The organism is Enterobacter sp. 168J2, assembly GCF_034107265.1.
Taxonomy (GTDB): domain Bacteria; phylum Pseudomonadota; class Gammaproteobacteria; order Enterobacterales; family Enterobacteriaceae; genus Enterobacter; species Enterobacter nematophilus.
Map to the genome: position 1 here is coordinate 248,593 of NZ_JAWNEB010000002.1, position 18,846 is coordinate 267,438.

The window sequence follows — 18,846 nt, forward strand, 5'->3', positions numbered from 1 at the left end:
TCAATACACCAGATTTAAGGTGACATCATCGCTGTAGGCGCCCGCCTGCGCGGTCGTCAGCGCCCCTGCGTCAATCACGCCATACAGCGTCTCTTCCTGCTCCATACCGTTGCCGGTATCGGTCAGCCCATCGGTGCTGGTGATCTGCGTCTGTTTGCCCTCATCGGCAAAAAGTTTCCACGCAATCTTCTGTGCGCCCGTTTCACCGTTTTCAGGCTTCAGCCAGAAGGTGCCGTTTTCGCTGCTATCGTTGCTGGTGGCGGAGAGGGTGAACGGCGTACCGTTGGTACAGACAATATCGACCTGCGTTTTGGCCTGAATTTCGCTTGATTCATCCGAGCCGTGGCGTGAGAAATTAAGGTCGTTGGCTTTGAGGGTGCAGGATTTTACCACCTCAAGTGAAACGTGCATCGTCGCGCTTGCGGTGCTGTCTGCGGCGATCGCAGCGGCAGGAAGCAGGAGAGCGGAGCAACATACGATAGTTGAGATAATTTTCATAAGCTTATTTCCTGACGTAAATAACAGTGCAATTACAAAGAAGTGGCCAGAGCGTCCAGCAGGCAGAGTTTTCGATGGAATTCCGCAAGGCTATGGCAGCAAAATTTGTTCATCGCGTTACGCCTGTGGGTGTAGATCGTTTTCGGTGACTTGTTGAGGATTTGTGCGATACGCACCGGGCTGAAACCTTTATGAAACAGCATGCAAACCCGCATTTCCTGGTACGTGAGCGTGGCGGTATTGTCGAAAGAGAAGGTCATGTCGCTAAAGCAGTGGCTCAGCTGGGCAAGGGAAACATTGCCCGGGACCACTCTGACCCGCTCACTGCCCGGCAAGGCGTTAACGTCGTTGACCCAGGCGGTGTCCGTAAATAGCAGCCAGCTCTGCCCGACGTGCGCGTTGAGCAGCTCCTGCAGGCGCAGCAGCCCTTCTGGCGTGACGTTGTTGATCCAGTACGCTTCAGGACGAGGGGACACGGCCGTCGCTATTATCGAATGGAGGCCGAGCCACAAAAACGCGTTGCTGCTCAGGACGATGACCTGATAGCCCGCATTCCGGATGAAAGGCGTCATTTCATACCCCACAGATAACCCTGACCGTAGTCGGCCACGCTGGCGCGGGCCAGCGCGAAATCGCCCGCGGTTTCGATGCCCTCTATGAGTACCTTACTGGCGACACGCTTGTACTGACGGGTGAGGTGCAGGAACTTCGCCTGCTCGGTACGTCCGCTCCAGAAGGTATGTTTGTCTATCTTGACGCCGCAGAAGCGGATCTGGCTGGCAAGCAGCTCGGGGAGAATGTCTTCGCAGACGTCGTCGGCCCACACTTCTATGCCCCACTGATGGAGCATCGCGATGCTTGTTCGCAGGGATCGGCTTTGCATATCGTCGAGTTGTACCATCGTATGGAGGTCGGTAACTTCGATAGCCAGCCTCTCCGGGCAGGAGGTTTCTTCTTTCAGCCTGTCGAGGAAGTCCGGTTCCAGCAGTAAATCCGATGTCGCGTTGAGGTAATACTTGTCGCCTTCTTTGCAAGTCAGGGTATGGCGAAGCTGCGCAAAGAAGTGCTCTTTACGCTGCGTAGAAGGCATTGAGCTAAAGTAGTCTTCAAGATTGACGTGGGGCTTTGCCGTGGACAATACCTCCCAGGCAATCACATTTTCACTGCGCAGTGCCCGGATGGACTCGAACTTATAGCCGGTTAGCATGATAAAAGTGTGTAACGCTCCGTGGTGATTTCAGGAGCTGTGAATTTTATAGAGTGGGCTTTTGGTGGGATATTTATAAATAAAAATGCATGATATAAAGCGTTTTTATCTAATTTATAATCTTTATATAGAATTTTTTATTTTCATAACCGCCCGGCAGAACGCCGGGCGGAGAATGCGTTAGCCTTGTTTTCCGACGATTTTAATTTCAACCATACCTATCCCGAGCTGGCGCGGTGAATGGCCGAGAATATTTCCTTCATTGGTGGGCTGCGGGTCAGGCGGCACAATCACCAGGGTATTGCTGCGCGATGGATTGGTGAAATGCAGCGTGTGAGTGCTTACGTCATTTCCAAGCGTCAGCGTCTGCTCCTCATCGCCCACGCGCACCGGCACGGGCTTATTCGCGTTGGGTCCGTACGCTCTTGCTGTGATCACCAGATCAAATTGCTCTGGCAGCGGATGGGTGTACTCAATTTTCACCTCGTTGCCCAGCTGCGCGTTTGACCAGCGTCCCCAGGACTCCGGACGGGAGATGCCGCTAAACTGCTTCACTTCTTCAGGCGCGCCGGCCACGTTAAAGATGAAGCTGTCCGCTTTATAGCGAATGTCGTTGTCGACGATTTTCAGCATGTCGATGTTGTGCTGATAGCGCGCCGTATCAATCACCGTATCTTTAAAGGCGGTTTTGCCTTGCCACTGGGCTTTGTCGACATGCTGCACGGTTTGCTCCCCGCCAAGCTGGCCCTGAGAGACGCACCAGTCTGTAGAGAGCGCCAGCGGCTGCGACCAGAGCTGACCCATTTTGTAACACCGGTCAATCCAGACGAAGTTATCGCGAGGGGCGAAATCGGCCAGCTGGAAGCGCAGCGGCGCGGAATATTCGCTCTCCGGCAGCGGTTCGACGCGGCTATCCGACACCCGCACCAGCAGCGGCAGGCGGAAGTTGCTGCCGGAGAAGGCAACGGTGTTTTTATCCCGATCGACGGTGAAGTCCTTCATCTCTTTAGGGAAGTTCCACAGGCGGATGATGTCGGGCTTCCAGGCGAGGATTTTCTCCTTCATGTTGAGGAACACTTCCGACAGGGATTGCCCGGACAGCGTGCTGCGCCCCAGGCCAATAAAGTTGTCGCCGCCCAGAATATCCAGCACCGTCGCGCCGTTATCCATGGAGTTGCGTTTGGTGGCGATTAACTCCTGCTGCGGCTGGTCGCCGCGCAGAACGAAGAACAGATTGCTGCGGTCCTGCTTGTTGAGCCGATCCCACGCGCTGTTTTTCATCGCCAGGTGATCGGACGAGACCACGATGACGGTGTTTTTAAACCAGGGCGAGGCTTTGATTTTTTCGACCAGCGCGGCGATATGCTCCTGGCTACAGGTCACGGCGCTGAAAGACTTGTTGTTTTTGCCGTCCACGTCATAGCTTTTGCGCTTACAGGTGCGCGAGACGAACCCGTCCGGATGGTGCGTATCTACCGTCAGCGCAAAGAGAGAAAAACGCTTCCCGGCGCGGGAAAGCTCCTCGAATTTCTTCCAGGTTTCGTCCAGCACCGTATCGTCATAGAAGCCCCAGTCGTTGCGGTAGGTCGGATCGGCAACCGTGGTTTTTAACTCTTCCGAGCCGTACAGGTGGTCAAAACCGTGGGATTTCAGGAACACGTCTTTTCCGGCAAAGCGCAGGTTTGCTCCCTGCATAAAGTAGTTTTCATAGCCGGAGTTTTTCAGGATATCGCCCAGGCAAATATTCTGCGGGAAGAACGTCGACATCGAGGCGGAGGCGTTGCCTTCAAAAGGCGCGAACAGCGGGATACCGCACTGGGAAGCCACCATTCCGGCGATAGTGTAATCCGTGCCGGGCAGCTGCATGGTGTGGCTGAAATCGAGACCTTCGTTTTTCAGCGCGCCCAGTTCCGGCGTGAGGTTCGGAAACGCCTCGTTATCAAAGTAGGTGCGCTCCAGGCTTTCACCGTAGATGTAGACAAGATTTAGCTTCGGGTTAGCGATCGTTTTCGACGGCTCTTTGTAATAGGCCACGAAGTCCGGATCGCCGTCGCGCGACTGGGATTTTACAAGCTCGGTGATCTGATGAAACGCGGGGCTGGCGTCGACGGAGGCCAGCGCCAGGAAAAGCGCCAGCAGGCTGTAGCCATGATGGTGAGGGAGATGACGGCGGCGGCGCAGCACCCAGGCGAGCGCGCCGAAAATCGTCACCAGCGCCACGAGCAGTCCCAGCCCCGGCAGGATGTATTTACCCACCCCTGCGCCCGTCAGGCTGTTCGTCAGGGTGTAGAGCACAGCATCGTTAATGCCGTCGCCGGTAAAGTAATCGCTGGCGTATAAGGTAATGTTTAAAATGATAAAAATGCCGAGTACCACCAGCGTGGCGATAAACCACCAGGTGTTACGGCCGGCTTTCCAGGCATAAACGCCGATGGAAGCCAGAAAAAGGATAAGAGAGATGAATTCTGACAACAGCATATCCTCATGACGCCAGGTGCTTCGCTGGCTAACTGTTTATTTTTGGTAAGACAATGTAATGGCGATGTCGTTTAGCTGCAATTTTAGTGTCACGAAAGTGTGCTGTTGTTAGGATTTGGTTTATAAAATCGTTTTTATGAGGGTGGTCGCATCCTGACAAACGGACGCTGAGACGGTGGCAGGTAGGAAAAACGCTCGTTTAACGCCGCGATGCAAGCCTATCGCATTAAACGCGGCGTGTTGTGGCAGAAAATGGGGCGGATCAGGAGATGAAATTAACGCCTTGTTTCAGCACCAGATCGCAGGCTTTGGTTTTCACCTGTTTTGCCAGAGAGGAGTTGCCGAGGGTGCTCAGGTTAAGCTGTTGGCCGTTTTGCGCGTTGAGCAGACCCTGAATGCCGTCCATATAGCTGGTATCCGCTTTTTGCTCCTGCGTGTCGAGACCCAGTTTACCCAGCACCTGATTTTTCACGTTTTGCGCGTCGGTCACCGAGGCCAGCTTTTGCTTCGCGCAATATTCCAGAATCCCCGCCGCGTTGTTCATCGTGCCCGCGCTCAGGCTCTGGGAGCTGTTGCTCAGCAGGCTGGTGAGAGAAGAGGCCGAGAGCCCGCCCTGGGCGCTGCCGCTCTCTTTGGTCAGCTCATTTGCTGCGCTTGACAGGGACTCTTGCCACGAAGCCGCTTGCGCTGCGCCGGTAACCAGCAGCGCGCCTAAAAAGGTGCTGATAAGAATCTGTTTTTTCATAATGGCTTTCTCAAAAAGGTCCGTTTTGGGCCGGAAGGGGTTCCAGTATATACCTGCGCCCTGCTGGCGATTCCTGGAACTGTCTTAATACTCTTTGCCGGTAACGCGGCTGCGGTAACTGTCCCAGTCGAAGATGACATACAGACTGTTGCCCAGCTTCATGCGGTCCATGACGCGTTCGCCCAGTAGGCGGGTCATCTCGTCAATGTTGTGGTTCGTCAGCATGCCGGTGGGACGTTTGGACGAAGAGCGGCGATCGACAATCTGGTTAATGATGACCTTTTCATAACGGGATTCCGTCTGAACGCCAATCTCGTCGATGACCAGGAGATCCACATTGCTCAGATCGTTAAGCAGCTGCTCTTCGCTGGTTTCACGGTTGCTGAAGGTATCTTTCATGGCGGACATGATGTCGGCCACGGTGATGATGAGAACTGATTTACCGCGCAGAAGCAGCTCGTTGCAGATGGCGGCTGCGAGGTGGTTTTTTCCGGTGCCGGGCTTGCCGCTAAAAATGAAGCTCGCGATATTGCCGTCAAATTCATCCACGTACTGACGCGCGGCGGCAAGCGCGTTCATCTGCCCGCTGGTCTCAATTTTATAGTTATCAAACGAGCAGTTCTGGTGCAGGGGACGAATACCGGAGCGGTTAAAGGTGCGCTGCATTTTCATCGCCCGGTTTTCGCGGGCGAGCGCGGCGGCACGAATTTCACCTTGCTCCTTTTGCCACGCCAGCAGCTCTTCACCCGTAGTGAAAGCGGGCTTCACGTTGGCTGGCATCATTTTTTGCAGACGTTTCATCAGGTCGCCGACGTTCTTCATTTCGCACCTCGGAATCCGCTGGGGATCTGTTTATCCGGTTCTGAAAACGCGTTGATGTCGCGCTTTGGCTGCCCATTGTTGCTGGCGCGGGTAATTTGAAGATGACGCGCGAGCTTTTGCTGCCACTGAACGTGGGTGAACACTTTGCCTTCCGCCTGCCACCAGGCGATAAACGCGGCGAGCTCTTCCGCGGTGGCTGGCTGGGTTAACGCAATGCCCCACAGTGCAGCCTGCCGCTGGAAATCCACATCAGGCTGCCAGCCCGCGTAAAGGGCAAATTTGCCCATCGGAACGGTCAGTGGGGTATTAACCGGTTCTTCAAAGAACTGGTTATCCAGCGTGACGTCGCTCGCCGGGCGTGACAACTGCGCTTCGATCTCCAGAAGCTGCGCCAGACGTTCCGGCGTGATTGCGTAAAACGCCGGCGCGTTGTCGGCAAAAACCGCAACCGTGCCGCCTTCGGCGTGGGTCAACACACCGCGTGGGTCGCGCATAAAGGCATCAATGCCAGCAATGCTGGTGGTCAGAATTCTGGAGGACATAACGCTTACTCAACTGATTACTACGGGCGTGATATGGGCTTATGGTAGCACAGAGAGGGGGAGGGGATGGAGGGGATTTCCCCGGTGGCGCTGCGCTTACCGGGACTACAGTCGTAGACCTGAAAAGCGCAGCGCCATCAGGCAGTTATCACGCGATGATATTCAGGGTCACGTCGATGTTACCGCGGGTCGCGTTAGAGTAAGGGCAAACGATATGCGCCGCGTCGACCAGCTTTTTGGCTTCCGCAGGATCCATACCTTCAACGTGGATATTCAGTTTTGCTTCGATACCAAAACCGGTTGGCAGCGGGCCGATACCCACTTCGCCTTCAATAAATGCCTCTTTTGGCAGGGTAAATTTGTCCCGCGCCGCCACAAACTTCATCGCGCCCAGGAAACAGGCAGAGTAACCCGCAGCAAAAAGCTGCTCAGGGTTCGTGACTTCTCCACCCATGCCGCCCATCTCTTTCGGCACGCCCAGTTTAACGTCCAGTACGCCATCGGAAGAGGTTGCGCGGCCGTCACGGCCTCCGGTGGCTTTTGCTTTGGCGGTATAAACAACTTTTTCTAAAGACATGGCAGGTTCCTCATCTTACTTTTGTATGTGCTATTAAATAGCGCGCGATATATATGGCTAAATAAAGACGCGTAAAGTATAGCCTCACGCGCGTTGAATCTGTTGTCGCAAAAGTTCCAGCTGCTGCTTGAGCGCCAGCATGGTGTCGGTATCACACTGTGCGGCGCACCCCACCGCATGTGGGATTCCCAATGCCTGCTGCTGAAGTTCACGTCCGGCTTCAGTCAGCGTGACGGCGACCTGACGTTCATCTTTACGCGAGCGGTGGCGGTTGATTAGCCCTGCGCTTTCCAGACGCTTCAGCAGCGGCGTCAGCGTTGCGGAGTCAAGGAACAGCCGTTCACCGATGTCCGACACCGTCACGTCATCCTGTTCCCACAGCACCAGCATCACCAGATATTGCGGGTAAGTCAGGTTCAGCGGCGCCAGCAGTTGCCGGTACAGCTTATTAAGCGCCAGATTTGCCGAATAAAGGGCAAAACAGAGCTGGTTATCCAGCAGGAGCCCAGCGGTCGTGTCGTTCGTTTTTGCGTTCATGAAATGAATATAGGTTGTGTGCGATTTAATTGCAAGCAATTTTATGGGCAGGTATAACGCAGCGCCACCTGAACGGCCATTTTACGGTAGTGCTGGCGCTGGGCCTGCTCGTCTGCACCCTCTTCAAACAGCAGGGTGAAGGTGTAGCTGTTGGCAACGTAGTGAAAGCTGAAGCTGCTGATCAGACGGTGAAGGTCGCGGGCGTCAACCGTCTGGCTGAAAAGCTGTTTTTCTTTGCCCCGGCGCAGGATCCCTTCCAGCAGGTCGAGCGCGCTGCGGTTGACCTGACGCAGATAGTTTGACTGCTGCATAAAACGGCCGCGCTGCATGTTTTCCATGCAGATAATGCGGATGTAATCCGGGTGGTCGGCGTGATAGTCAAAGGTGGCTTCAACCAGATGGACCAGCGCTTCGACGGGAGGCATATCCGCCAGGCTAAGCGCCTTTTCACTGGCGCGAATTTGGGTGTAAACGTATTCCAGGACGAGAAGGTAGAGGTTTTCTTTGTTTTTAAAATGGTAAACCACCATGCGTTTGGTAGTACCCGCTTTCTCCGCGATCTGCTCCATGCGGGCGCCGTTCAGTCCAAATTCGGCAAACAGCGCGATAGCGCTCTGAAAAATTTTCTCCTTCAGGCTCGATTCTTCACTGTGTTCTGGGTTTTCGCTGCCAGGGTTAGCCACATCCTTTCCTTATTTTTACCAAACGGACCAGAAAGATTATCTCCACGGCAGCGAAATAACACAAATATCAAACGCGCGGGCGTTTGCGGTAGAGCCATAGCCCGGGTATTGACAGCCCGATAGAGAGCGCGCCGACGATGGAGGACGCCTTAAGAAAGTTGCTCAGAAGAAGAATCATCTGCGGCTCGGTGTAGCCAAAATGGCTGATTTTCACCGCGGAAATCATCGCCGTATAGGCAGATATGCCGGGGAACATCGGGATAACGGCGGCGACGGTGAACACTTTCGGATGCGCCAGATACCAGCGCGACCACTGAATACCGATGCTGCCGACCAGCATAGAGGCCATAAACGTCGACCATTCGATGTTAAAGCCCGCCGTCATCATCACCATTCGCGAGCCGTGGCCAATTGCGCCCAGCAGCGCACACCACGGCAGAGCGCGTTGCGGAACGTTAAATACCATCGCAAAGCCGACGGCAGGAATGGCGGCCAGGAGCATGTCCTGTGCCAGCGCCAGCAGAAAATCTATCACGCCCATCCGCGTAGCCCCCACAGCGTCATTGCCATCACCACGCCGATGCAGGTCGCCAGCGTCAGCAGGCTGGCGATAGCCCAGCGTGCCAGCCCGGTATTGATGTGCCCTTTAAACATGTCGGCGACGGCGTTAATCAGCGGGAAGCCCGGCACCAGCAGAAGCACGCTGGCGGCCATCGCAATCGTCGGGGCCGCGGCAAACTGCGGCAGGCGCAGCAGCAGGCCGGACACCGTGGTGGCAACAAACGCGGTGATGCAGAAGTTAATTTGCGGGTGCAGCTGCCGGTGCGTCAGCAGCTGGCGCACGTACATGGCGATACTGCTGGCGAAAAAGGTGACGATCGCGCCGTCCCAGCCGCCTTTGTTGAGCTTACAAAAACAGGCGCACGACAGCCCCACCATGAGGACGACCAGCCAGCGTGGGTAACGTAATGGCTTGATTTGGTTAAAACGTTTTTCAATCTCCTTGAGATCGAGAAGCTTATGCTCGGCCAGGATGACGATGTGCTGGACCTCGGTTACAACGTGCATGTTAATGCCTCGGTCGTGGTTTTTACGGGTGGACGTAAGACACTGCCCGTCTTTAATGGTGGTCAGCACAATGGCGTTGGATGAGATAGCGCTCTCAACGCTGTCCATCCCCAGCGCCAGCCCCAGCCGGGTTGAAAGCTCCTCGACCAGCGCGCTTTCCGCGCCGTGCTGGAGCAGGAAAAGACCGCACTGAATACAGAGCCGCGTGATAGCACGCTGCGTTGACCGATCTGCCTGCATGTATTGTCCCGAAGATAAGGTGGATGGTTGCCGGTTGGCCCGTAATGCCTACTTTTAGCACAAAGTGCGGTGACCTTTGCTTTGGACCAGATCAAGGTTTGTGCAAACAGTGGCAAACCCCGTCACGAAAGACTTTTGGTTTAATTTATTAATTCCGTGAATTATTAATCTAGAAATATAAAATATTTATATTAAGTTATTCTAACTTTATATTGTCGTTATTTTAATGGCTGCGGAATTAAATTTATTTGCGCTTTGTGAGATATTAGCGCTGTTTTAGGCGTTTCTTAAACTAAGAAAATATATCATCTTCTGCTTGTATTAATCCGTTTTACACTCAGGGACGAAAATACTTCTACATTGATGCGTTTTAAGGTTACTCATCAAATGAAAAATGGACACGGAGGGTCTATGTTATCACTGCCTGGTAAGCATGGCGTTGTCATTAGCCGGATACCCGTAATGCAAAATGGGCTAGGGGACGTAATGGCACGTCATTTCCCTGATTTTGAATTGACCTACTGCCGCTCACTGCAGGAATTAACCCTGCTTCAGCTGCGTCGCGCAGACGTGATTATCGCTGATGTTTCAGGCGAATACAGGAACCCACGGGGTACGCTCGAAGAGTATTACCGCTTACTGAACCAATACCGGGATATCCACTGGATCTTTTTGGTTTCCCGGCCGTTTTACCCTATTGCCGTTGAGCTGCTTATGCGGCCGGAAAGCACGCTGCTTTCTGATATGGAACCTATCGAAGGTGTCGTTAACGCTATCCGGGCAGGGAGTGAACGCGCAGAGCGGATAAGCCAGACGTTATTAACCCCAGAACCCGAGGAAAGTGAAGATGACGACGAACACTTTATTGCGCTCACGCACTCAGAACGTAAGGTGCTTCGCCTGTTAGGCAAAGGGTGGGGGATTAACCAAATCGCTACGTTGCTTAAAAAGAGCAATAAAACGATCAGTGCGCAGAAAAACAGTGCGATGCGAAGGCTGTCATTGCGGAGTAATGCCGACATGTACGCCTGGATCAACAGTACACAGGGAATGAGAGAGCTGAGTTTAATGTCAGCCTATGGAGAGTTCGAGGAATGGAAAAAACCGATTCAACAAGACATATCGCCATCATCGAAAATTGCTCGATGAGTGCGGTCGGGCTGCAGCATCTTTTTACGCAGTCTGAACTCAGCCAATATCAACTGCACCTGTTTAATGATTTTGATGGCTTTAAGAAAGCTCTGCATCACGTGAATTTTTTCTCGCTGATCTATTCGCTTTCCGATGCGCGAGAAGAACGACGTAACTGCCTGGCGCATCTGCGAGATCTCGCGTTTACGCATAGCCATATTCAGCGCATTATCCTGGTCTCGGATGAGATGGAGGCTCGGTTGATTAGCCATCTTTCGCCTTCACGTCTCCATGGTGTGGTCAGTAAATCGGTGACCCTTGAACACCTGCTGAAGGAGCTAGTGGTATTGTTGAGCGAAACGCTGCGCATTAATGACAATATGCTTAACCACTGGTACTGCAGTCAGAACCGAATGTTAAGCCCAACGGAAAGAGCAATTTTGCGTTATATGTCATGCGGATATTCCATCCCTGAAATAGCGGCGCACCTCGAACGCAATATCAAGACTATTCGCGCGCATAAGTTTAATGCGATGGTGAAGCTGGGGGTGAATTCTGACGTAGGGTTGCTTGATGCAGCGGATATTCTTACCCATCTCCCGGTTAGAGAACCGCGAACTGCCGGGCTAAGCAAACCGACATTTTTGTAACCTGCCTTTTGCGCGCCAGATACGCTCTGGCGCATCATTCAGATGCACACATCAACCCACTTTGCGGATGTCAGCTCTGCCATTCTGTCTGGAGAAATACGTACGGCACTGTGGATTGCGCCAGCGGCGGGGAGCACTTCAGCGTATTGTTTTAACGAGATATCGCAGTAAACCGCAAGTGGGTTTTCCAGTCCGAACGGGCAGACGCCACCAACGGGATGACCAGTAACGGTAACCACTTCATCACTGCTGAGCATGCGCGCTTTCGCGCCAAACGTGTCTTTCAGCTTTTTGTTATCCAGGCGCGCATCACCCTTCGCCACGACCAGAATCACCTCATTTTTAACCTTCAACGATAGGGTTTTGGCGATTTGTCCCGGCTCTACGCGGTGGGCGGCAGCAGCCAGCGCAACGGTAGCCGTACTCTGGCTAAGCTCAATTACCTCTATCTCCGGCGCGTTGTCGGCAAAAAACTGCTGTACGGACTGCAAACTCATTGTTTCCTCCTGACAAATATCCTGCGTAATCTGTCATAAGAATTTATGCTCTGTAAATATCTCTTAAGTAACAAATATCCAGGATGGCTGATTTCTGGATCCTCTTCACAATCACGGAAACCGGTTACAGTAACCGGTTGCAGAGCGTGATGCGTAGATTAATACTGAGTATGTAACGTCCCCTGTATCCAATAATAAGAGCCAATTATGAAACCATTTCGTCTGAGCAGTACCGCTGGTACGCAAGCCAGCAAGGTTGTGAAGCTGATTTATGGAACAACGTGCGGCGCGAGTGCGCCCGTAATAAACGTCTGACAGGAGATCAACCATGTCTGCCAACCATGCTGCGTTTAATCTGATATTCCGTTTCGTTGAAAATTACGTGAGCCCGATTGCCGGGCGGATCTCGTCCCAGCGTCATGTCATGGCTATTCGTGATGGGTTTATCTCCGCGATGCCGTTCATGATTGTGGGTTCATTTTTATTAGTGTTTGCTTACCCACCGTTTTCGCCTGATACCACCTGGGGTTTTGCGCGCGCCTGGCTGGATATGGCGAAGCAGTTTGAAGGCCAGATCCTGACGCCGTTTGATATGACCATGGGCATTATGTCCATTTATATCTGCGCGGCCATCGCCTATAACCTCGGCAAACATTATGTCAAAACACACCAGCTGGATCCGTTCATGTGCGCCATGCTGTCGCTGATGGCGTTTCTGCTGGTTGCGGCCCCTAAAACTAAAGGCACGCTTCCCGTCGACAGCCTGGGTGGAACGGGTATTTTTACCGCCATTCTGGTGGCGATTTACTGCGTTGAGATGATGCGTTTCCTGAAAGCGCACAACATCGGTATTCGCCTGCCGGACCAGGTGCCGCCGATGATCAAAAACTCCTTTGACCTGCTGATCCCTGTGCTAGTGGTGGTGTTAACGCTTTATCCGCTGAGCCTGGTGATTCAGTCTCAGTTTGACATGCTGATCCCGCAGGCAATTATGTCCATCTTCAAGCCCCTGGTTTCCGCGGCGGATTCACTGCCCGCGATCCTGCTGGCGGTGTTGATTGGGCATCTGCTGTGGTTCGCCGGTATCCACGGGGCGGCCATTGTCTCCGGCATGCTGCAGATGTTCTGGCTGACTAACCTCGGGGCTAACCAGACCGCGCTGGCCGCCGGTCAGCCTCTGCCACATATTTTTATGGAAGCCTTCTGGACGTTCTTCATCGTGATCGGCGGGTCGGGTGCGACGATGGGGCTGGTGATTTGCTATCTGCGCAGTCGTTCAGCGCATTTACGCTCTATCGGCCGGTTGAGCGTGGTGCCCAGCTTCTTCAACATCAACGAACCCGTTATCTTCGGTACGCCGATTGTGATGAACCCGGTGTTCTTTATTCCGTTCCTGCTGGCCCCGATGGTTAACGCCGTGCTGGCCTGGGCGGCGATGACGTTTGATCTGATTGGCCGTGTTATTTCCGTCGTACCCTGGACGGCACCGGCGCCAATAGGCGCAGCATGGGCCCTGGGCTGGGATTTCCGCGCCGCTATCTTGGTGGTCGTTCTGGCCTGCGTATCGGCAATCATCTACTTCCCGTTCTTTAAAGTGTACGAGAAACAGCTGCTGGAGCAGGAAGAGGAAGAAGCGCAGCGTAACGCGGAAGAGGACAATCAGCAGGTGGCCTAGGTAAAAGCAAAACGGCAACTTTCAGGTTGCCGTTTTTAGTGTTTGTTCCCTCTCCCCGAGGGAGAGGGGCAGGGTGAGGGCATCAGGCCGCACCCTACTACTTCAGCGTGCAATCCCCGCACTGCTTAACGTCCGGTAAGCGATAGCGCTGACAGCAGGTGCGACGCACCAGAAGCCCGTCACGGAGCACAACGGTACGGAATAACGGGTTATCGCGGCCATCGGAAAGCTGTTTAGCAAAGAAGCAGGACTGGCGCAGGGCCTCCACTTTCTCATCGCCGAGCAGCGGCTTCATTTCCGTTAAATACCAGTGAATTAAATACCCGGTATTACTCCAGATAAGCTTCCCGTTGATCTCTCCCGTTGCTTCAAGTGCCTCTACCACTGGGATCAGGGCCTGGATGACAAGCTGTTCCAGACGTTCCTGAGCAGAGAACTGCTCTGCGCCGCGATCTTCGTGCAGATCGATCCAGAAACAGGCTGCTCGGCCGGTTTCGTGGAACTCGACGTGAAAATGATCCGGGGAGAGCTCCAGCATGCTCTTTTGGGTTAACACCGCCAGCATGAGCGGGGGAACCATCAGCCCGATATACCACTGTGCCCACAGGGAAAGCAGAGGTTTATTTTCCCGCGTTAGGGTCGGCTGATTGCGATAGATATGGTCGGAATAGGTTGCAAGCAGCGACTGCAGCGTAGAGGGCTGCTGCCACTCAGCGAGCGTCATTGCGTGGTGCGGGGGCGCTTCATCAAGCCTGATAAAGTCCAACAGGTGGGCGCGCGTCTTAGCAATCTTATCCCGTATGGCATCCGCAAGCGACGCATTCCCGCTGGTGAGCGGCGCTCGCCAGAGGAGTGGTTCAACGATGTGTGCGGTATGCGTAGCCATAGTTGAGATAGAAATCTAAATGATAATGATTGCCAATCCTAACTATTGCTCATACCAATGGCAAGACTTTTGTCCTGATTAACCGACGACGCGCTTAAGCGGTTTGTAGCTCTTCACTCAGCAGAATGTTATTGCGACCTAAATGCTTTGCTTCATAGAGGGCTCTGTCCGCTCTCTCCAGCGCGCCTTCCACGTCCTCATTTTCGAAAATGGCAATACCGATGCTGATGGTGACGTTGGTGGCGACGCTTTCGTTGAACAGATGGGGGATTTTCAAATCATAGACTTTCTGACGGATCCGCTCTGCCGTATGGCGGGCGTGTTCAAGTGAAATATTCGTCAGCAGCACCATGAACTCTTCCCCACCGAAACGCGCCACAATATCGCGCGAACGGACGGCATCACGAATTGCCGCAGAGACGCGTTTCAGTGCCTGGTCACCCATCATATGGCCGTAATGGTCGTTATAGGCTTTGAAGTGGTCGATATCCATCAGAAGGACAAAGTGTTCGCCGTTTTCTACCGCCGGCAGGTTTTCCAGACGGCTCTGCAGACCGCGACGATTATAGAGCCCGGTAAGCGGGTCCATCATGCTGAGATCGGTCAGCGTTTCCCGTTCTTCCAGCAGGCGAGAGAGCAGCTCCTGGGCGAAGCGATCGTTGCGCCGTTGCAAAATGTTATGAATGGCAATAGCCACCACAGGAAGTGCGAAAGAATAGGACATTCTTAGCCATATATCCTGATCGCTTAACCACAGGCAGACAATAAAGCCGGGGAGCGAGTGCAGCGTAAATGCTTTGATATTACTGGCGAAGGCCAGCGTTCCGATAAAAAGCACCGTGAGTAAAGCTATTATCAAATACATCGCCTGGTCATGGGTAATTAGCGAAAATTTCGAATCAATTTGCCAGGCCCACAAAATACCGAAGATTGCTGAAACGGCAGGAATATTTATCTTCCGCGCGCGCTTTTTCCAGTGCCAGACGAACAGGCCAGTACTGATCGCGAAAATAGCAATCAGAGGGGCAGAAAACACGCGTACAGAATAGAGCGGGTTTGTTACCGAGAACACGGCTGAAGTTGCGTTCAGAAATAAAAATAAACGTAACGATAATTGATATTTTCTTTGAACCAAAGACCGCCAGGATTGTGATGTCATAGTCGTGCGTTTTTATTAAAATTTAATTAAAACAGATGAATAGGTGTGGTTTCGCACTAAAATATGCAAAAAACTCAAAGCGTAATTATAAGAAAAACTTTATGTGTAGTTAACAGGTGAGCAATTTATCACCTTAGGAAATTTCTGTCATTCTACATAAGGGTAAAGGGCGATCTTTTTTGCTTCACTGCGCTGACAAATGATAATTTTTATCATATGATATTGTTTATCATTATCGTTATGAAAGGGCGATGTATGTTGAACAGGGCGCTGGGAAGTGCATGGGGAGTATTGCTGCCGGGTGTAATCCTGGGCGGTTTGATGTTTGCCGATCTCTCCATCGAAAGCTGGAAGGCCATCATTGTGTCAGGGCTGCTGATGACGTCAGGCATGATCTGGCATAAGCACCTGCGCCACTATGTTTTACTGCCATCATGCGTCGCATTAGTCAGCGCAATTCTGGTGATAATGATGAGTTTGAAATAACAGGGAAAATAAGAGGCATTACAGAAGGGAAGCAAGATAATTGGTGCGAGGGGGGGGACTCGAACCCCCACATCCGTAAGGACACTAACACCTGAAGCTAGCGCGTCTACCAATTCCGCCACCTTCGCATACCATCGATACTGTAAAAGTATCGTAACCACGGAGGCGCATTCTAGATGTTTTCAGCTTTACGTCAACAGAAAAGTGCGCGCCTTTTATTGATTGCTGCAAAAATGGACGGAATTGAGACGCCTGCTTGCCGGATGGTGCTGGCGCTTATCCGGCCTGGATTGTATGGCGAATTATTTCTTTGCCTGACGCGTCATCACGGTGCGGTAGACCTTAAAGCGTCCCGTCTGGGCGATCACCTCGTGGAAGCCGAAGGTTTCGTCCAGCACTTTCGGGTACGCCAGGAAGGCGTTCGCGACGATGCGCAGCTCGCCGCCGCTATTGAGGTGGCGAGTCGCGCCACGGATCAGGGTTTGCGCAGCTTCGAGGCTGGTTTCCATCCCGTCGTGGAACGGCGGGTTGGAGATAATCATGTCAAAGCGGCCGGTGACGTCAGAGAAGACGTTGCTGGCAATCACCTCGCCTTCAATGCCGTTGGCCGCAAGCGTTGCGCGGCTGGCTTCTACCGCCGGGGCGCTCACGTCGCACAGGGTTAAACGCACTTTTGGTGAATGGCTGGCAAGCACCGTTGAAAGCACGCCCGCGCCGCAGCCCACGTCCAGCACTTTGCCTTTGGTGTGCGGCGTCAGGGTGGAGAGCAGCAGCTTGCTGCCCGTATCCAGCGCGTCACGGCTGAAGACGCCCGGCAGGGTTTTGATGGTCAGGCCGTCAAGCTGGTATTCGTCCCAGTAAGCCTGAGCATCAAAGGTTGTCTGCTTTTCCAGACGGCCATGATACAGGCCGCAGCGACGCGCGCTGTCAACTTTGGTCAGCGGCGCGTAGGATTCCAGCATCTGTTCGGCGCTACGGACACCGCTGCGGTTTTCACCGACCACGAAAATATCGCAGCCAACCGGCAGCAGGGAGAGCAGGTTCATCAGCTGGAACTGGGCTTCCGGCTTGTTCTTCGGCCAGTAGTAGATCAGGGTATCGCAGTCGGCAATATCGCTCTGCTCCGCCACCAGGCTGAAGCGCGCTCGCTCGCCCATCTGGCGGCTCAGCACCTGCCAGTGGTGGTAGTATTGGGTGTGGGCACGGCTTTCAGCACAGTCGAAACGCGCGGGCAGGTCATCCTGCATATCTCCGGCAAACAGAATACGGCTTTCTTCGAAATCATCACTGTGACGCAGCAAGACTTCACTTGCCGGGGTAAATGCAGACATGAATTGTTCCTCAATAAACTCAGGCGGGGATTATAGTAGGTAGATGGCGCACTTTCGACACATTTGCTATATTTGCGCGCCTGAGAGACAGGAGTTATCCCTATGACATCCCGACGAGACTGGCAGTTGCAGCAGCTGGGCATTACCCAGTGGGCTTTGCGTCGCCCGACGGCGTTGCAGGGCGAAATCGCCATCTCCATCCCTGCCCACGTTCGGCTGGTGATGGTGGCGGAAGAACTGCCTGCCCTGAATGAACCCCTGATCGGTGATGTCCTTCGCAGCCTGAAGCTGACGCCCGACCAGGTCTTACAGCTGACGCCAGAGCGTGTCGCGATGCTTCCTCCTGATAGCCGCTGTAACAGCTGGCGCATCGGAGAGACAAACGACATCTCTCTTCAGGGGAGTCAAATCAGCTCGCCAGCGCTGGACGAGCTGAAAGCCAATCCGAAGGCGCGCAGCGCGCTATGGCAACAAATCTGCGAATATGAACACGATTTCTTCCCTCACGACGCCTGACCTGACCGCAGCGTTCGCGATTGAAACACGCGCCCACGCCTTTCCGTGGAGCGAAAAAACGTTTGCCAGCAATCAGGGCGAGCGCTATCTGAACTACCGTCTGGACGTTGACGGCACCATGGCCGCGTTTGCCATCACGCAGGTGGTTCTTGACGAGGCGACGCTGTTTAACATCGCCGTCGACCCGGCGTTTCAGCGCCGTGGGCTGGGCAGAGAACTGCTTGAGCATCTCATTCGTAAGCTCGAAACCCGTGACGTTTTCACCCTGTGGCTGGAGGTGCGCGCGTCGAATATCGCCGCCATCGCGCTCTATGAAAGCTTAGGCTTTAACGAGGCGACAGTTCGCCGTAACTACTACCCCACCGCAGAGGGACGTGAAGACGCCATTATCATGGCTCTGCCGATTGGATAACGAATATAAGGTTGTAACGATGAAATGGGACTGGATTTTCTTTGATGCCGACGAAACGCTGTTTACGTTTGACTCGTTCGGCGGCCTACAGCGGATGTTTCTCGACTATAGCGTGACCTTCACCGCTGAAGATTTTCAGGACTATCAGGCGGTGAATAAGCCGCTGTGGGTGGATTACCAGAACGGTGCCATCACTGCGTTACAGCTTCAGCACCAGCGATTTGACGTTTGGGCGGAGCGCTTAAACGTGAGCCCAGGCTTGCTGAACGAGGCGTTTCTCAATGCGATGGCGGATATTTGCGCGCCGCTGCCGGGTGCGGTTTCTCTGTTGAATGCGTTGAAAGGGAAAGTGAAACTGGGAATCATCACTAACGGCTTCACCGCGCTGCAGCAAATTCGCCTGGAGCGCACCGGCCTGCGCGATCATTTCGACGCGCTGGTGATCTCCGAAGAGGTTGGGGTGCCAAAACCAGATCCGCGGATTTTCGATTATGCGCTGGCGCAGGCCGGTAATCCCGACCGCGATCGCGTGCTGATGGTGGGTGATACCGCAGAGTCTGATATTCTTGGCGGTATGAAGTCAGGTTTGTCCACCGTCTGGCTGAATGCGCATGGCCGCGTGAAGCCTGAAGGCATTGAGCCAACCTGGACCGTCACGTCATTGACCGAACTGGAGCAACTCCTGTGTAAACAATGATTGCCTGCC

Annotated in this window: 23 protein-coding genes and 1 tRNA gene; 7 read left to right on the plus strand and 17 right to left on the minus strand. The window is 53.6% G+C overall.

Annotated elements, in window-relative coordinates:
• The 12 genes from USG84_RS09290 to USG84_RS09345 all read right to left on the minus strand — a co-directional run bounded on the left by USG84_RS09290 (position 1) and on the right by USG84_RS09345 (position 9,397).
• Positions 1 to 498, minus strand: coding sequence for a spore coat U domain-containing protein (locus tag USG84_RS09290; RefSeq protein WP_061099327.1), 498 nt, complete (start codon positions 496 to 498; stop codon positions 1 to 3).
• Positions 499 to 530: 32 nt separating this feature from the next.
• Entirely contained in the window at positions 531 to 1,070 is a 540-nt protein-coding gene (locus USG84_RS09295; RefSeq protein WP_151413458.1) for a helix-turn-helix transcriptional regulator, read from the minus strand.
• A complete protein-coding gene (locus tag USG84_RS09300) occupies positions 1,067 to 1,705 on the minus strand; it encodes an EAL domain-containing protein (RefSeq protein ID WP_151413459.1) in 639 nt (212 codons plus the stop codon). The genes USG84_RS09295 and USG84_RS09300 overlap by 4 nt, the downstream gene beginning before the upstream one ends.
• Positions 1,706 to 1,885: 180 nt before the next feature.
• Complete coding sequence (gene opgB / locus USG84_RS09305; protein WP_320738249.1) at positions 1,886 to 4,177, minus strand: phosphatidylglycerol--membrane-oligosaccharide glycerophosphotransferase; 2,292 nt, start codon at positions 4,175 to 4,177, stop codon at positions 1,886 to 1,888.
• Positions 4,178 to 4,445: 268 nt separating this feature from the next.
• Positions 4,446 to 4,928, minus strand: a complete 483-nt coding sequence (locus tag USG84_RS09310; protein ID WP_061099324.1) for a DUF2501 domain-containing protein — start codon at positions 4,926 to 4,928, stop codon at positions 4,446 to 4,448.
• A gap of 84 nt (positions 4,929 to 5,012) precedes the next feature.
• Positions 5,013 to 5,750, minus strand: a complete 738-nt coding sequence (gene dnaC / locus USG84_RS09315) for a DNA replication protein DnaC (RefSeq protein ID WP_061099323.1) — start codon at positions 5,748 to 5,750, stop codon at positions 5,013 to 5,015.
• Positions 5,747 to 6,292 carry a primosomal protein DnaT gene (gene dnaT / locus USG84_RS09320; protein ID WP_061099322.1) on the minus strand — a complete coding sequence of 182 codons (546 nt, stop codon included), beginning with the start codon at positions 6,290 to 6,292 and terminating at the stop codon, positions 5,747 to 5,749. Before dnaT ends, dnaC begins: the two co-directional genes overlap by 4 nt.
• Positions 6,293 to 6,440: 148 nt before the next feature.
• Positions 6,441 to 6,869, minus strand: coding sequence for an organic hydroperoxide resistance protein (locus tag USG84_RS09325; protein ID WP_013095463.1), 429 nt, complete (start codon positions 6,867 to 6,869; stop codon positions 6,441 to 6,443).
• Positions 6,870 to 6,953: 84 nt separating this feature from the next.
• Positions 6,954 to 7,406: a MarR family winged helix-turn-helix transcriptional regulator gene (locus USG84_RS09330; protein ID WP_151413460.1), complete on the minus strand. Its 453-nt coding sequence runs from the start codon at positions 7,404 to 7,406 to the stop codon at positions 6,954 to 6,956.
• A gap of 41 nt (positions 7,407 to 7,447) precedes the next feature.
• On the minus strand, positions 7,448 to 8,089 hold the full coding sequence (locus USG84_RS09335; protein WP_266179327.1) for a TetR family transcriptional regulator: 642 nt from the start codon (positions 8,087 to 8,089) through the stop codon (positions 7,448 to 7,450).
• Between the two features lie 67 nt (positions 8,090 to 8,156).
• Entirely contained in the window at positions 8,157 to 8,630 is a 474-nt protein-coding gene (locus USG84_RS09340; RefSeq protein WP_020885295.1) for a threonine/serine exporter, read from the minus strand.
• The gene (locus USG84_RS09345) at positions 8,621 to 9,397 is read right to left on the minus strand and encodes a threonine/serine ThrE exporter family protein (RefSeq protein WP_151413461.1); all 777 of its coding nucleotides are present in this window, start codon (positions 9,395 to 9,397) and stop codon (positions 8,621 to 8,623) included. Before USG84_RS09345 ends, USG84_RS09340 begins: the two co-directional genes overlap by 10 nt.
• A 411-nt stretch (positions 9,398 to 9,808) precedes the next feature.
• On the opposite strand from USG84_RS09345, the gene USG84_RS09350 reads away from it, so the two are divergent.
• Positions 9,809 to 10,546, plus strand: coding sequence for a helix-turn-helix transcriptional regulator (locus tag USG84_RS09350; RefSeq protein WP_061099319.1), 738 nt, complete (start codon positions 9,809 to 9,811; stop codon positions 10,544 to 10,546).
• The gene (gene bglJ / locus USG84_RS09355; RefSeq protein ID WP_151413535.1) at positions 10,543 to 11,178 is read left to right on the plus strand and encodes a DNA-binding transcriptional activator BglJ; all 636 of its coding nucleotides are present in this window, start codon (positions 10,543 to 10,545) and stop codon (positions 11,176 to 11,178) included. The genes USG84_RS09350 and bglJ overlap by 4 nt, the downstream gene beginning before the upstream one ends.
• Positions 11,179 to 11,216: 38 nt before the next feature.
• On the opposite strand, the gene USG84_RS09360 is transcribed toward bglJ, so the two are convergent.
• Positions 11,217 to 11,675, minus strand: coding sequence for a YbaK/EbsC family protein (locus tag USG84_RS09360; RefSeq protein WP_023331967.1), 459 nt, complete (start codon positions 11,673 to 11,675; stop codon positions 11,217 to 11,219).
• Between the two features lie 328 nt (positions 11,676 to 12,003).
• Between USG84_RS09360 and USG84_RS09365 the strand changes: the two genes are divergently transcribed.
• On the plus strand, positions 12,004 to 13,350 hold the full coding sequence (locus USG84_RS09365; RefSeq protein ID WP_253540607.1) for a PTS sugar transporter subunit IIC: 1,347 nt from the start codon (positions 12,004 to 12,006) through the stop codon (positions 13,348 to 13,350).
• Positions 13,351 to 13,447: 97 nt separating this feature from the next.
• On the opposite strand, the gene fhuF is transcribed toward USG84_RS09365, so the two are convergent.
• Positions 13,448 to 14,236 (minus strand): siderophore-iron reductase FhuF, encoded by a 789-nt coding sequence (gene fhuF, locus USG84_RS09370; RefSeq protein WP_253540610.1) that lies wholly within the window; start codon positions 14,234 to 14,236, stop codon positions 13,448 to 13,450.
• 94 nt (positions 14,237 to 14,330) lie between these two features.
• Complete coding sequence (locus USG84_RS09375; protein ID WP_253540613.1) at positions 14,331 to 15,395, minus strand: GGDEF domain-containing protein; 1,065 nt, start codon at positions 15,393 to 15,395, stop codon at positions 14,331 to 14,333.
• Positions 15,396 to 15,611: 216 nt separating this feature from the next.
• On the opposite strand from USG84_RS09375, the gene USG84_RS09380 reads away from it, so the two are divergent.
• Positions 15,612 to 15,881, plus strand: a complete 270-nt coding sequence (locus USG84_RS09380) for a DUF1435 domain-containing protein (RefSeq protein WP_032644970.1) — start codon at positions 15,612 to 15,614, stop codon at positions 15,879 to 15,881.
• A gap of 41 nt (positions 15,882 to 15,922) precedes the next feature.
• Here the strand turns inward: USG84_RS09380 and USG84_RS09385 are convergent.
• Together USG84_RS09385 and rsmC are read right to left on the minus strand one after the other, a co-directional pair.
• Positions 15,923 to 16,009, minus strand: a tRNA-Leu gene (locus USG84_RS09385).
• Positions 16,010 to 16,183: 174 nt separating this feature from the next.
• Positions 16,184 to 17,212 (minus strand): 16S rRNA (guanine(1207)-N(2))-methyltransferase RsmC, encoded by a 1,029-nt coding sequence (rsmC, locus tag USG84_RS09390; protein WP_151413463.1) that lies wholly within the window; start codon positions 17,210 to 17,212, stop codon positions 16,184 to 16,186.
• Positions 17,213 to 17,314: 102 nt separating this feature from the next.
• Between rsmC and USG84_RS09395 the strand changes: the two genes are divergently transcribed.
• From USG84_RS09395 to yjjG, 3 genes are read left to right on the plus strand one after another with little or no spacing between them, the layout of a single operon-like run.
• The gene (locus tag USG84_RS09395; protein ID WP_041911296.1) at positions 17,315 to 17,728 is read left to right on the plus strand and encodes a DNA polymerase III subunit psi; all 414 of its coding nucleotides are present in this window, start codon (positions 17,315 to 17,317) and stop codon (positions 17,726 to 17,728) included.
• Entirely contained in the window at positions 17,697 to 18,140 is a 444-nt protein-coding gene (gene rimI / locus USG84_RS09400) for a ribosomal protein S18-alanine N-acetyltransferase (RefSeq protein WP_151413464.1), read from the plus strand. Before USG84_RS09395 ends, rimI begins: the two co-directional genes overlap by 32 nt.
• A 19-nt stretch (positions 18,141 to 18,159) precedes the next feature.
• Positions 18,160 to 18,837 carry a pyrimidine 5'-nucleotidase gene (yjjG, locus tag USG84_RS09405; RefSeq protein ID WP_061099311.1) on the plus strand — a complete coding sequence of 226 codons (678 nt, stop codon included), beginning with the start codon at positions 18,160 to 18,162 and terminating at the stop codon, positions 18,835 to 18,837.
• The last annotated feature ends 9 nt before the right edge of the window (positions 18,838 to 18,846 follow it).